Annotated in this window: 8 protein-coding genes; 6 read left to right on the top strand and 2 right to left on the bottom strand. The window is 59.3% G+C overall.

The window, feature by feature from the left end:
- Positions 1-107 precede the first annotated feature (107 nt).
- The 3 genes from H4W29_RS01005 to exoR all read left to right on the top strand — a co-directional run bounded on the left by H4W29_RS01005 (position 108) and on the right by exoR (position 6141).
- Positions 108-2951: a valine--tRNA ligase gene (locus H4W29_RS01005; RefSeq protein ID WP_192727295.1), complete on the top strand. Its 2844-nt coding sequence runs from the start codon at positions 108-110 to the stop codon at positions 2949-2951.
- Positions 2952-3342: 391 nt separating this feature from the next.
- Entirely contained in the window at positions 3343-4623 is a 1281-nt protein-coding gene (locus tag H4W29_RS01000; protein WP_192727294.1) for an OmpP1/FadL family transporter, read from the top strand.
- A gap of 714 nt (positions 4624-5337) precedes the next feature.
- Complete coding sequence (exoR, locus tag H4W29_RS00995) at positions 5338-6141, top strand: exopolysaccharide production regulator ExoR (protein ID WP_192727293.1); 804 nt, start codon at positions 5338-5340, stop codon at positions 6139-6141.
- A 75-nt stretch (positions 6142-6216) separates the two neighbouring features.
- On the opposite strand, the gene xth is transcribed toward exoR, so the two are convergent.
- Both xth and erpA read right to left on the bottom strand, forming a co-directional pair.
- Positions 6217-7008, bottom strand: coding sequence for an exodeoxyribonuclease III (xth, locus tag H4W29_RS00990; RefSeq protein WP_192727292.1), 792 nt, complete (start codon positions 7006-7008; stop codon positions 6217-6219).
- A gap of 120 nt (positions 7009-7128) precedes the next feature.
- Positions 7129-7461 carry an iron-sulfur cluster insertion protein ErpA gene (gene erpA / locus H4W29_RS00985; RefSeq protein WP_112968516.1) on the bottom strand — a complete coding sequence of 111 codons (333 nt, stop codon included), beginning with the start codon at positions 7459-7461 and terminating at the stop codon, positions 7129-7131.
- 220 nt (positions 7462-7681) lie between these two features.
- On the opposite strand from erpA, the gene H4W29_RS00980 reads away from it, so the two are divergent.
- The 3 genes from H4W29_RS00980 (at position 7682) to H4W29_RS00970 (ending at position 14062) form a co-directional block, all read left to right on the top strand.
- Positions 7682-8899, top strand: coding sequence for a deoxyguanosinetriphosphate triphosphohydrolase (locus tag H4W29_RS00980; protein ID WP_192727291.1), 1218 nt, complete (start codon positions 7682-7684; stop codon positions 8897-8899).
- A gap of 62 nt (positions 8900-8961) precedes the next feature.
- Positions 8962-10719, top strand: a complete 1758-nt coding sequence (gene argS / locus H4W29_RS00975; protein WP_192727290.1) for an arginine--tRNA ligase — start codon at positions 8962-8964, stop codon at positions 10717-10719.
- A 61-nt stretch (positions 10720-10780) separates the two neighbouring features.
- Positions 10781-14062, top strand: a complete 3282-nt coding sequence (locus tag H4W29_RS00970; RefSeq protein ID WP_192727289.1) for an SPOR domain-containing protein — start codon at positions 10781-10783, stop codon at positions 14060-14062.
- Positions 14063-14137: the final 75 nt, after the last annotated feature.

Below are 14137 nucleotides of genomic sequence, written 5' to 3'. Positions count from 1 at the left end.
TTTCCAGACAAGAGCCGCTCCGGTCCCCGGGGCGGCTTTTTTATTGACTTGGCCGTGGCCATCCTATTTACAAAACGCCCATCCTCGAACCTCGAATTGGTCAGAAAATGCTCGAAAAGACCTACGATTCCGCCGCAGTCGAACCGAAAATCGCCGCGAAATGGGATGAGGCCGATGCCTTCCGCGCCGGCGCCAATGCCAAGCCAGGCGCCGAGAGCTTCACCATCGTCATCCCGCCGCCGAATGTCACCGGCTCGCTGCACATGGGCCACGCGCTGAACAACACGCTGCAGGATGTCTTGGTGCGGTTCGAGCGTATGCGCGGCAAGGATGTGCTCTGGCAGCCCGGCATGGACCATGCCGGCATCGCCACGCAGATGGTTGTCGAGCGCAAGCTGATGGAACAGCAGCTTCCCGGCCGCCGCGAGATGGGCCGCGATGCCTTCATCGAAAAGGTTTGGGAGTGGAAGGGCGAATCGGGCGGCCTGATCTTCAACCAGTTGAAGCGTCTCGGCGCTTCCTGTGATTGGTCGCGTGAGCGCTTCACCATGGACGAAGGCCTGTCGCAGGCCGTTCTCGAAGTCTTTGTCACGCTCTACAAGGAAGGGCTGATCTATAAGGACAAGCGCCTCGTCAATTGGGATCCGAAGTTGCTGACGGCGATTTCCGACATGGAAGTCGAGCAGATCGAGCTCAAAGGCAATCTCTGGCATCTTCGCTATCCGCTGGAAGACGGCGTCACCTACCAGTTTCCAATCGCTTTTGATGAGGAGGGCAAGCCCACCGAATTCGAAACGCGCGACTACCTCGTAGTTGCAACGACGCGGCCGGAGACGATGCTTGGCGATACCGGCGTTGCGGTTAATCCCAAGGACGAGCGTTACAAGTCGATCATCGGCAAGCACGTCATCCTGCCGATCGTTGGCCGACGCATTCCGATCGTTGCCGACAGCTACGCCGATCCGACCGCCGGCAGCGGCGCGGTCAAGGTTACACCGGCGCATGACTTCAACGATTTCGATGTCGGCAGGCGCACCGGGCTGCGTGTCATCAACATCATGAATGTCGACGCCACGATTACGATCAAGGACAATGAGGATTTCCTGGAAGGTCTCGATCACCCGGCCGCCTTGCATGGCGCATGGGACCGGCTGGAAGGCCAGGATCGTTTCGTTGCACGAAAGATCATTGTCGAGATTTTCGAGGAAGCCGGCCTGCTCGACAAGATCGAGCCGCATAAGCATATGGTTCCGCATGGGGATCGGGGTGGCGTGCCGATCGAGCCGCGTCTGACCGAGCAATGGTGGGTTGACAACAAGACCCTTGCCAAGCCTGCCATTGCCTCCGTTCGCGAAGGCCGAACAAAGTTCGTCCCGAAGAACTGGGAAAACACCTATTTCCAATGGATGGACAATATCCAGCCGTGGTGCATCTCCCGTCAGTTGTGGTGGGGGCACCAGATTCCGGCCTGGTATGGCCCGGATGGTCAGGTTTTCGTCGAGAAGACTGAAGAGGAGGCGCTGCAGGCTGCCATCCAGCACTACCTGTCGCATGAAGGACCGATGAAGGCCTATGTCGAGGACCTGCTCGAGAACTTCAGGCCGGGCGAGATTCTGGTCCGTGACGAAGACGTGCTCGACACCTGGTTCTCCTCGGCCCTCTGGCCGTTCTCGACGCTTGGCTGGCCGGACAAGACGCCCGAGCTGGAGCGATATTATCCGACCAGTGTTCTTGTCACCGGTTTCGATATCATCCCGTTCTGGGTTGTTCGCATGATGCAGATGGGCCTTCATTTCATGAAGGACGAGGACGATAACCCGGTCGAGCCGTTCCATACCGTCTATATTCACGCCCTGGTGCGCGACAAGAACGGTCAGAAGATGTCGAAGTCGAAGGGCAACGTCATCGACCCGCTCGAACTGATCGACGAATATGGTGCAGACGCGCTGCGTTTCACGCTGGCGATCATGGCTGCACAGGGCCGTGACGTGAAGCTCGACCCGGCTCGCATCGCCGGCTACCGCAATTTCGGCACCAAGCTCTGGAACGCCACGCGCTTTGCCGAAATGAACGGCGTCAAGAGCGATCCTCATTTCGTGCCGGAAGCGGCTGAACTCACCATCAACCGCTGGATCCTGACGGAGCTTGCCCGCGCGGAACGTGACGTAACGGAAGCGCTTGAAGCCTACCGCTTCAACGATGCCGCCGGGGCACTCTACCGGTTCGTCTGGAACCAGTTCTGCGATTGGTATCTCGAACTTTTGAAGCCGGTCTTTAGCGGTGAAGACGAAGGCGCGAAGGCCGAAGCTCAAGCCTGCAGCGCTTATGTTCTCGAAGAGATCTACAAGCTGCTGCATCCCTTCATGCCCTTCATGACCGAGGAGCTGTGGGCGCATACGGCGGGTGAGGGCCAGGAACGTGACGACTTGCTATGCCACACCGAATGGCCGTCGCCTTCTTACGCCGACAATGCTGCGGCCGATGAGATCAACTGGCTGATCGACCTCGTTTCCGGAATCCGCTCGGTGCGCTCGGAAATGAACGTGCCGCCGTCGGCCACCGCGCCGCTCGTCGTCGTTGGCGCCAACAGCTTGACGCGTGAACGGCTGTTCCGTCATGACGCGGCCATCAAGCGCCTGGCGCGTGTCGAGGCTATTTCGCTGGCGGAATCTGCACCGAAGGGTGCCGCTCAGATCATCGTCGCCGAAGCGACCGCCTGCCTGCCGCTTGGCAACCTAATCGATCTTGCGGCGGAAAAGAGCCGCCTCGAAAAGGCGATTGCAAAGGCCGAGGGCGAGATCGCGCGCATCGATGGCAAGCTCTCGAATGAGAAGTTTGTTGCCAATGCCAACCCCGAAGTGGTGGAGGCGGAACGCGAGCGTCACGCCGAACTGACGAGCCAGATCGAAAGCCTGAGGACTGCTCTGGCGCGAGTTAGCGAAGTAGGATAGTCGCGGGTAACGAGTATATTATTCCTGAAGGCGCGTTCCCTTGGAGCGCGCCTTTTGCGTTCAAAAGCATGATGATTCTATAAAATTAGCCCTTTTAGGGCCGCTACCCCTGTGGATATCACCCATTTGGGGCATGCTGTGCGCGAAAACTGACACTGTTGTCAGTTTGATACAGCTTCTACTGTTGATGAAAAAAGAATCTAACAGGCGCCCTGAAAGTCCACAGATTAAAGAATATAATTTTATTCATCCGATTTTTTGACGTGCCCGTCAATTAGTTACGTAAATTAGTCATAACGCAACTTCGCATCGCAGCGGAGCGCCTCGTTGCGATTTGTTAAGTTCACTAGCACAGTGTGATTACATCAATTGCTTGAGTGGGGGAGACACAATGGCAGCGCGTATGTTTTCCAGGGGCGTAACATCGCTCATTATTCTTTCGGCACTCGCTTCACCGTCCTTCGCGGGTGGTCTGGAGCGTGGCGGCTACAATATCGATCAGTTGTTCGATACGTCGCCTTTCTCGTTTCAGTCGGGCATCCTTTACGTGTCACCGCAGCGCAAGCTTAAGGACGCTCGTGACACGCAACCCTCGGCATCGACCGGTGGCGGCAATCTGAACAACCGTTCGAGCACCGCCGACGAGACTACCAATTATACGATCCCTTATTTTGGCTTTAAGGCTGGCTTTGCCGATGCGGTCGACTGCCTTGTTGACTATTCGGAGCCCTTCGGCGGCCATTCCAATCCCGGCTTGAACTGGGCCGGTGCCAACAACAACATCGAGACGGAGATCAAGACCCGTAATTATGGCGGCACCTGCTCCTATCGCTTCGATGTCGGTCCGGGACAGCTTCGCTTCATCGGCGGCGCCTTCTATCAGGAAGTCGAAGGCTTCAAGGAGCGTCTGGTTTCGACGGCCCCGATCGCCTTCGGCACGGGCAATGGCATCGGCCGCCTCGATCTCGAAGACAATAGCTGGGGCTGGCGCGCGGGTCTCGCTTATGAGATCCCGGAATATGCGATGCGCGCGAGCCTCGTCTATAACAGCCGCGTAAAGTACGACAATCTGACGGGTACGGTCGATCTCACTCAGGTTACTGGACCCGGTGCACCGCTGAATGCCGCTCCCTATGGAAGGGTCACCCCCGTTTTCGGTTCCGCCGAAGCACCGGATTCGTTGGAGTTGAAGTTACAGAGCGGTATCGCTCCGGATTGGCTCGCTTTCGGTTCGGTCAAATGGACGAACTGGAGTGTGCTGCAATCCGTGCCGTTCTGCCCGACATCGACAAAGGGCGTAATCGCCTGTACCTCTGGCGGCGATACGGAACTGACCTCGCTCGACCTTCTCTATCGCGACGGCTGGACCATCACCGGTGGCGTCGGCCACAAGTTCAATGACCAATGGGCCGGCGCCGTCAGCCTGACCTGGGATCGTGGCACCAGCCAGGGCTATGGCGCTCAGACTGATAGCTGGACGCTCGGTGTCGGTGCAGCCTTCACGCCGACCGAGCACATTGAATGGCGCGTCGCCGGTGCCGTTGGCGTGCTGACGAGCGGTTCATCCGGCGTCGTTACCCAGAACGGTGTCACCTTTGGAGATGATGTCTCCTATTCCTTTGGCAACGACCTTGTCGCCGCGTTGTCGACCAGCCTAAAGGTCAAGTTTTAATTCCCTGATTTGAAGAATTGAGGAGCCCGGCAGTGCCGGGCTCTTCTTCGTTTGCCGCCATTAATCATTCCATCTTCTCGTCTCGTTTTGTGACGATTCAGCAACACTTTTTTACGATGGTTCGCGTATGGTGTCGGCGGGGCGAATTTGTCCATTTCCCGCCACAAAGAGGGCGCAGCGCTATTAGCGGGCGAGGAGATGACAAGCGTAGGGTGTGCGTAAGCAGTAGCATGGGTCGAATTTTTTCCGGTAACGCCAGACAAAGCGACAGCAGGGGCGAGAAGCCAGCGGCAGCGGCCGTTTTGCTTTTCGCCAAAGGCATTTCCGGCCGGGAATCCGCCTCTCCGGTAGTGTTGCAGATTCACGACTTTCCGTCATTTTCGCGCCCCCGGCATGAAGCTTCGTTCTCTAGGCACGGTAGCGATACCGGTTTGGTCACATTTGCTGTTTACGAAGACGATAAAGGCGGACGGGCGGGGACTCGGGTCGCGAAAGGAGTACCGCAGGCATCACATGCGAGCCGTGCCGGAAGCCGGATGGTTCACAAGGATGTGCTGGTTTTGAAAGAGGGGCATGGGGCTGGAAGCGACGCGGGTAAAGGGGCCTTGGAGCCCGCCGCGGGATCGCTCGCCTGGAAGGAATGCATCCACGCGGGCAGAACGGCGAAGAAAGCCGCCGCCAGGCGTCTGTGATGAACGAAAGAAACCGGTAGAGATGGTAACGTCCGAGTTCAGATTGTTCAAATTCATGCTGGTCAGCATGTTGATGGCCGTTTCCCTGGCTTTAGCCTGTCCGGTCCTGGCATTCGACATCAAGACAGGTGTGACGAAGGAATCGGGACCTTTCGATCTCTTCAAATTCGGTTTCAAGGCTTACAAGAACGGTCAGAAGGAAGAGGCGGTCGAGGCTTATAAATACGCCGCCGAAAAGGGCCACACCGGTTCACGCTGGGCGCTCGCCAATATGTATGCTGATGGCGACGGTGTCGCGCAGGACGATTTCGAGGCCTTCAAGATCTACAGCGAGATTGCACAGCAGGGCGTCGAGCCTGGCTCGGAGGATACCGGCTTCTTCATCAACGCGCTGCTGTCGCTTGCCAACTATTACAAGCACGGCATTTCCGGCAGCCCGGTGAAGATTGATCTCAATCAGGCCCGCCAGCTCTATTTCCAGGTTGCCTCCACCTTCGGTGTTCCCGAGGCGCAGTTCCAGCTTGCGCAGATGATGCTGGCTGGCGAGGGCGGCAGCGCCAATATCAATCAGGCCAAGAAGTGGCTCAATCAGGCCCGTAAGAGCGGTCATCCTGGCGCCATGGCGGTCTTTGGCAACATCCTCTTCGATGAAGGCCAGTCTGCTCGCGGTCTCGCGCTGATGACGGCGGCTCTCGACCGCTGTAAGCCGAAGGATTGCAGCTGGATGCAATCGCTTCAGGAAGATGCCTTCTCGATCGCCAGCGAAGCGGATCGGCGCACGGCCGTATCCCTGTCGCACTCGATCGCGACCGGCTCGGACGATTGAGTTATCGAGCAATTCCAGCAAAAGTGCGCTGCGGTTTTGCGTCCGGAATCGCGTAAGACGGAAATGCCTTAAATCTCAGGCCGCGAAATCGAAGTAAGCCACGACAGGTACGTGGTCCGACGGCTTTTCCCAGGCGCGCACATGCTTTTCGATCGCCGCTGACGTCATGCGGTCGGCTGCTTCCGGCGACAGCATCAAATGGTCGATGCGGATGCCGTTGTTCTTCGGCCAGGCGCCGGCCTGATAATCCCAGAAGGAATAGAGCGCCGTCGCATCGGTTGCCGAACGCACCGCATCGACGAGACCGAGATTTTCCAGTCGGCGGAAGGCTTGGCGCGTCTGCGGCAGGAAGAGTGCGTCGCTTTCCCAGACCTTCGGGTCGAAGCAGTCGTGTGGCTCGGGAATGACATTGTAATCGCCGGCCAGAATGAAAATTTCCTCGTATTCGAGGCGCTCGGCCGCGAATTTGCGCAGGCGCTCCATCCAGGCGAGCTTGTAGGGGTATTTTTCCGTTTCCGGCGGGTTGCCGTTCGGCAGGTAGAGGCAGCAGACGCGCGCCACCTTGTTGCCGGGAAGGGAGAAGACGGCTTCGAGGAATCGCGCCTGCTCATCAAGCGGATCGCCCGGCAGGCCGCGATTGACTTCGGATGGCGAGCTTTTGGAGAGAATGGCAACGCCGTTGAAGCCCTTCTGACCATGCGTTTCCACATGGTAGCCGAGCGCCTCGATTTCCAGCCGCGGGAAGCCTTCGTCGATCGTCTTGATTTCCTGCAGGCAGACGATATCAGGACTGGAATCCTTCAGCCATTGCGTGAGGTTGTCGATACGCGCCTTGACGCCATTGATGTTCCAGGTCGCGATCTTCATGGCTTTATCCTGCTCTCTGTCCTGAGCGCTCTTCTATCGTGCTCCGGCGTCTGCGGACAAGACAAGAAACCGGCCGGAGGAAAATCTTCGGCCGGTTATCAATGGAAAGTAGTTCTTGAATCAGATTGCGAAGCTGGTTCCGCAGCCGCAGCTTGCCACCGCATTCGGGTTCTTGATCTGGAAGGACTGGCCGAGCAGGTTGTCGACGAAATCGATCTCGGAGCCGGCCATATAGACCAGCGAGAGACTGTCGATCAGCACCTTGGCATCATTCTTCTCGACGACGATATCATCGTCGGCTGCGCCATCCACAAGGTCGAATTTGTAGGAAAAGCCGGAACAGCCACCACCTTCGACGGAGACGCGCAGCGCGCTCTTGCCGGGATCGCTGCCGACGATAGCGGCAATACGCTTTGCCGCGGCATCGGAAAGGGTTACATTCGCTTCAGTCATTTTTCCTCCTGCCGGGGTCAAGATCCGGAGAGAATCTCATTTGGACGTTTGATGTTCAAACGCATGATATCAAAGAAACTTATCATGATCCTCCCGTAAAGGACAGGATCTGGCGAAGCGGCCGACATAGCGCCTCTTTGCCGTTTCTGTAAGCTATAGGTATGAAGAGCGGATAGCGGCGTCAATGGGCAAGGCTGCAACACGTTAGTGACGGTGAAGAATGAGCTTCGACAGGCATGCATTGGGTTTCGGTTATGGCGAGCGGGCGGCCTATGCGGCGGATCCATGGAATTCGCGTGGGCGTCTCTATCACGAGAGCGGCAGCCCGACGCGTTCCGATTTCCAGCGAGACCGCGATCGCATCATCCATACGACCGCCTTTCGCCGGCTGAAGCATAAGACGCAGGTTTTCATCGCCCAGGACGGCGACCATTACCGCACGCGTCTGACGCATACGATAGAGGTAGCACAGATTGCCCGCGCGCTTGCCCGCGCCCTGAAGGCTGACGAGGACTTGGCCGAGGGCGTGGCGCTCGTCCACGATTTCGGCCATACGCCCTTCGGCCATACAGGCGAGGATGCGCTGCATGAAGAACTGCTGCCCTATGGCGGCTTCGACCACAATGCCCAATCCTTGCGCATCGTCACCAAACTCGAGCGGCGTTATGCCGAATTCGACGGCATCAATCTGACTTGGGAGAGCCTTGAAGGCCTCGTCAAGCACAATGGTCCGCTGCTGACGGCCGATGGGGTCGGCACGCGCGGACCAGTGCCGCAGCCGATTCTCGATTATTGCGAACTGCATGATCTGGAGCTTGCAAGCTATGCGAGCCTGGAAGCCCAGGCAGCAGCGATCGCCGACGATATCGCCTACAATACCCATGACATTGATGATGGTCTGCGCTCGGGCTACCTGAATTTCGAGATGCTGGAGGAAATTCCCTTCCTCGCCGGGCTGATGGCCGAGGTAAGGGAGCGCTACCAGCATCTGGAGCCGAGCCGCTTCACGCATGAAATCATGCGCCGCCAGATCACGCGCATGGTGGAGGATGTCATCGGTGTGGCGCAGAAGCGCCTGGCAGAGCTGAAACCGCAGAGTGCTGACGATATCCGCAAGGCGGATCATGTGATCGCAACTTTTTCGGGTGAGATGGCCGAGACCGACAGGCAGATCAAGGAGATGCTCTTCAAGCGCATCTATCGCAACCACGATATTATGCGCATCCGCGCCGGTGCCGCCCAGATCGTCAAGGATCTCTTCGGCGCTTACATGGCCAATCCCAAGGAGATGCAGAGCCATTATTGGGTCGACCATATCGCCGGTCTCTCCGATGCGCCGAAAGCGCGGCATGTCGGGGATTATTTGGCCGGCATGACGGACACTTATGCCATCAGTGCCCACAGGCGATTGTTTGACCACACTCCGGATTTGCGATAGGCAGCGGGCGCCCGGCAACCGCCGGCAAACCTGTTGGCACAGCCTGTGCATGGAAGAGTGCGATGAACCTTTTTACCGATTTTGAAGCCAGGATTAAAAACGCCCTTGAACAGCTCGATCTGGTCAAGGAAAAGCGATCCGAGCTCGATTTCGGTCGCATTGCCGTAGAACCGCCGCGTGATGCGAGCCACGGCGATGTGGCGACCAACGCCGCCATGGTGCTTGCCAAATCGCTCGGCACCAGTCCGCGCGCGCTTGCCGAAATCATCATTGCCAAGCTGAAGGAAGACGCCGACGTCGCCGAGGTTTCGGTCGCCGGCCCGGGCTTCATCAATATCAGGCTCTCCGTCGGCTACTGGCAGCGCCTGCTGAGCGCAATGATCCAGTCAGGCACCGGCTATGGCCGCTCGGGACTGGGGCAGGGCAGGAAGGTCAACGTCGAATATGTCTCGGCCAACCCGACCGGCCCGATGCATGTCGGCCATTGCCGCGGCGCCGTCGTCGGTGACGCGCTGGCGAACCTGCTTGCCTTTGCCGGCTACGAAGTCGTCAAAGAATATTACATCAACGATGCCGGCTCGCAGATCGATGTGCTCGCTCGTTCCGTCTTCCTGCGTTACCGCGAGGCGCTCGGCGAGAAGATCGGCGAGATTCCGTCCGGTCTCTATCCTGGCGACTATCTGGTCCCGGTCGGAGAATCGCTTGCTGCCGAATATGGCGTGCGCCTGCACAACATGCCGGAAGAGCAGTGGATGCCGATCGTCAAGGATCGCGCCATCGAGATGATGATGGTGATGATCCGCGAGGATCTTGCCGCCCTCAACGTCCATCATGACATCTTCTTCTCGGAACGCATGCTGCATGCCAATGGCGCAGCGGCAATCCGCACCGCCATCAACGACCTGACCTTCAAGGGCTATGTCTACAAGGGTACGCTGCCGCCGCCGAAGGGCCAGTTGCCTGAGGATTGGGAAGACCGCGAACAGACTCTCTTCCGCTCGACCGAGGTCGGTGATGATATCGACCGTGCGCTCATCAAGTCGGACGGCTCCTACACCTATTTCGCCGCCGACCTCGCCTACTTCAAGAACAAGTTCGACCGCGGCTTCGACGAGATGATCTATGTGCTCGGCGCCGACCACGGTGGCTACGTCAAGCGTCTCGAGGCGGTTGCGCGCGGCGTTTCCGACGGTAAGGCGAAGCTGACGGTGCTGCTTTGCCAGCTCGTCAAGCTCTACCGCGACGGCGAGCCGGTGAAGATGTCGAAGCGGTCGGGCGATTTTGTCACATTGCGCGATGTCGTCGAAGAAGTCGGACGTGATTCGGTCCGCTTCATGATGCTTTACCGCAAGAACTCGGAGCCGTTGGACTTTGATTTTGCCAAAGTAACGGAGCAATCCAAAGATAATCCGGTCTTCTACGTGCAGTATGCACATGCGCGTTGCATGTCCGTCTTCCGGCAGGCGAGGGAAGCCTTCCCGGATCTTGCCCCGACACCGGAGCTTTTGGCGCAATCCGTTGCAGGCATTACGGATTCGGCCGAATTGCAGCTCATTGCCAAGGCTGCAGAATTCCCGCGTATCGTCGAAAGTGCAGCCCAGTCTCAGGAGCCGCATCGCATCGCTTTTTACCTCTATGATCTTGCCAGCGCCTTCCACGCGCATTGGAACAAAGGTAAAGATCAGACTGAATTACGATTTGTTAACGATAAGAACCGAGAATCAAGTATTGCCAGACTTGGGCTGGTGTACGCCGTCGCGTCGGTTTTGAAGTCGGGACTTGCCATTACAGGCACTGCCGCACCGGACGAAATGCGATAACGTCACCATTTCCCCACAATGCGCTGGCATTTGAGTGTTTGCGTTTTTGAGTGGGATGGGCATGGCTGATAAACGACTTGCGTATGACACGCGTGGAAAAGACGATATGTTTGCCGACGACGATCCGTTGGCAGAACTCGCTCGAATCGTTGGCTTTGAACCCCGCGTTGCGGCTAATACCGTAAGCGAACCTGAGCGGCATGAGCCGGCTCTCGATCTCGAGGATGAGCTTCTCCGCGAGTTCGAGCGTTACGATGCGCCGCGTCCCCTGGCTGATCTCGATCATCCTGCTGAGCCGATCGCTCAGGAAGTCGAAACCTACGACTATGTCGAGCCGGTGCACGAGGACGTGCCTTCCATCGGCGAAGAGCTTGCTCCGTCGGTTATGTCCGATTTCGAGACGCCCGTCGTCGAGCCCGAACTGGCCGCACCTGAACCGGTCGCAGCAGAATGGGAAGCGCCTGACGCCACCGATTGGGCTCCCGCTCCGTCGAAGCCTGTCGCTGTTCCCGCAGAACCTCCGGTTACCTTCACGGCCTATGGCGGCGCCCGCGATCTGATCGAAGAGCTTGAGCTTTCGATCGGCGGCTCTGTCGCTCCGGCCGTTCAGCCGCCGGCGAAGGCGCCGCAATGGTCGGCTGCCAGCATCCGGCTGCCGCTCGCCAATTTTCACGCGCCGCGTCGCGAAGAGCCGGTTCTTTCCGAGCCGGTCGTCGACACACCCGTTGTTGAGCCGACTCAGGATTCGGTTGAAGCTTTCGTAGACGAGCCCGGGTTTGTAGCCGAGCCGGAATTGACGGTCGAACCCGAAGTGGTTACGCCTGAGGTAACTGAAGAGCCTCAGGCGGTCGCCGCGGTTGAAGCAGCAGATTTCGAGCCGGTTGTGGCCTCCTTCGGTTTTCCGGCCGAGATCGATCGCCACGAAGACCTCGCCCTGCCTGAAGAGCCTGTCGCAACGTTCGAAGATGTTGCTGCCTTCGAAGAGCCGGCCGAGCCTGACAATGCCGGTTTCGATCTGATTGCGGCAGCAGCCGAAGGCGACGTCCATGCCGATGCAGCCTTGACGGAAGCCCTGCCGAAGTCGACCTTTGATGCGGATGCCTTTGATCTCGACGATCTCCTGGCGGATGTTTCCCGTTATCCGGTGCCGCAGCGTGCTGCTGCCCCCGTCGTGTCTGAGCCTGTTGCCACGCCACCGGCGCCGCAGCCGGTCGAGGCTCCTGCCGCGCCTGTTTTTGATGCTCCCGTCTTTGAGTCTCCCGTCTTTGAGGCCCCTATCTTCGAAGCGCCTGTCTTTGACGCGCCCGTTGCTCGTGCGACGGCTCAGCCGACAGTGATTGCGCCCGTGCCGATGAGCCGTGCGACGCCCGTTCTTCGTCAGCCCGAAGCGCCCAAGCCGGTCGTTCGGGAGCCGGTAGAGCCGGTCTCGCAGCCTATCGCGCCAGCGCCGGTCGTCACGGGTCAGCCGGAACTGGAGGCAGAAGACCCCTTTGCCGGCCACGATTTCGAATTGGATCTCGCCGGCATCGAGCTGGAGCTCGCCGATCTCGATTTCTCCGAGCCGCCGGCTCCTCAGCAGAAGCCTGAGCCCGTGCGTGCAGCGCCCGTGGTCGCAGCTCAGCCTGCGCCGCGTTTGCAGCCGCAATCCGCACCGGTTTTCGTGCCGGAGCCGCAGCCAGCACCGGTGAGTTATGCCAAGCCGGCGCCGGCAAGCGAATCCACCGAGGATCTGCCCTTCGATCCCTCGATGATCTCCGATCCGGAAGATCGTCCCGAGACGGTCGAGGACATGCATGTTCCGACACTACCGCCTGTCGAGCATACGGAGCCGGTCGCCAAGACCGCCGATTTTGATTTCGATCTCGATGCCGAGATCGCTAGCTTCTTCGAGCCCGCCAAGCGGCAGGAAAAGGCGCCGGTCGCCCCTGCCTGGACGCCCTCGGCCACTGCTGCAACGGCCGCCGCTGCGGCCAAGCCGGCAAGCAACGCCTTCGCTGATGGTCTTGATGATTTCGAACGCGCGCTGGAAGAGGACTTCCGCCGCAGTGTCCGCGAGCCGGTCGAGCGTCGCGAGAACGTTTCCGAAGTCCATATCGAATCCGCAAGCCAGACTGCCGATTTCAACCGCGCCCGCTCCATGCGCCGCCTGCTGGCTGCAGCCGCCATGCTGGTCGTTTTTGCCGGTGGCGCTTACGGCGTCTATAGCTGGGTGTCCAACGGTGCCGGCCTCAGCATCGCCAGCTCCGGCGAGCCGCGCGTCATCACTGCGGACAAGGATCCGGTGAAGGTCGCTCCCGAGAATCCGGGCGGCAAGACCGTGCCGAACCAGGACAAGGCTGTCTATGATCGTGTCGCAGGTGCCGCCGAAGAGCCGAAGCAGAAGGCTCTGGTCTCCTCCGACGAACAGCCGGTCGATGTCGTCCAGCGCACGCTGACGCCTGAAGTCTCGCCTGATGATGATGAGGGTAGTGGCGATTCAGTCCTGCCGACTGCCGTCGGCGAGACGCAGGATCCGCGCCTGCTGCCGGACCACAACGCGACTGCGGATGCCTCCGCAGCCGATGACGATGCAACGCCGTCCGTCTCGCCACGCAAGGTCCGCACTATGATCGTCAAGCCGGACGGTACACTGGTTGCCCGCGAAGAGCCGGCACCTGCCGAGCAGTCCGCGCCGGCAAAGGAAGTCGCATCGGCAACGCCCACAGCCCAGCCGGCCGCGACGCCGTCTGCCGCAAGCTTCCCGGCCAGCACCGGCAATCAGGATGGCAATCAGGTTGCCTCCGCCGCCCTTCCGCCCGTCGGAGCAGCGCCTGCAGCCCAGCCTGCTCAGACGGCCAAGGTGGCTGAGGTGAATGCCGCAAACGCAAATCAGGTCGACCCGCCGGTTCGTCCAGTCAAGACGACACCGATCACCGATGCAGCCCCCGCTCCGGCGACCGATACGGCGCCTGTCCCGACGGCTCGCCCGGCCGAACAGCCGGTCAATGTCGTCGGCACCGTAACCGAAAACGGCAATGTCCGCCCGACGGCCCAGCAGAAGCCGACGCAGGTTGCTTCTGCACCGGCAGCGGCCGCCCAGCCGGTTCCGGCAGCTGCTAGCGGCGGCTACGGCATCCAGATCGCATCGCTGCCATCAGAGGATGAGGCAAAGAAGTCCTACGCCAGCCTGTCGAAGAAGTTTGCAGGTGTTCTCGGTGGCCGCGCTTACGAAATCCGCAAGGCGGATATCGCCGGTAAGGGCACCTTCTACCGTGTCCGTATCCCGGCCGGTTCGAAGGATGAAGCCGCCGCGCTTTGCGAGCAGTATCGCTCGGCCGGCGGAAGCTGCCTGATCTCCAAGTAAGCTTTCTGGCTTCCTCTATCGCAACGGCGGGTTTGTCCCGCCGTTCTTTTTTGTGGGATCGCGCTTGACCTCGCT

It is taken from the genome of Rhizobium viscosum (assembly GCF_014873945.1).
Classification (GTDB): domain Bacteria; phylum Pseudomonadota; class Alphaproteobacteria; order Rhizobiales; family Rhizobiaceae; genus Rhizobium; species Rhizobium viscosum.
This window is presented reverse-complemented; position numbering and strand designations above follow the sequence as displayed.

Coding starts and splice junctions, on each gene's coding strand:
- argS (WP_192727290.1), top strand. CDS start 8,962: ATGAACCTTTTTACCGATTTTGAAGCCAGGATTAAAAACGCCCTTGAA.
- H4W29_RS01000 (WP_192727294.1), top strand. CDS start 3,343: ATGGCAGCGCGTATGTTTTCCAGGGGCGTAACATCGCTCATTATTCTT.
- erpA (WP_112968516.1), bottom strand. CDS start 7,461: ATGACTGAAGCGAATGTAACCCTTTCCGATGCCGCGGCAAAGCGTATT.
- H4W29_RS00970 (WP_192727289.1), top strand. CDS start 10,781: ATGGCTGATAAACGACTTGCGTATGACACGCGTGGAAAAGACGATATG.
- H4W29_RS01005 (WP_192727295.1), top strand. CDS start 108: ATGCTCGAAAAGACCTACGATTCCGCCGCAGTCGAACCGAAAATCGCC.
- exoR (WP_192727293.1), top strand. CDS start 5,338: ATGGTAACGTCCGAGTTCAGATTGTTCAAATTCATGCTGGTCAGCATG.
- H4W29_RS00980 (WP_192727291.1), top strand. CDS start 7,682: ATGAGCTTCGACAGGCATGCATTGGGTTTCGGTTATGGCGAGCGGGCG.
- xth (WP_192727292.1), bottom strand. CDS start 7,008: ATGAAGATCGCGACCTGGAACATCAATGGCGTCAAGGCGCGTATCGAC.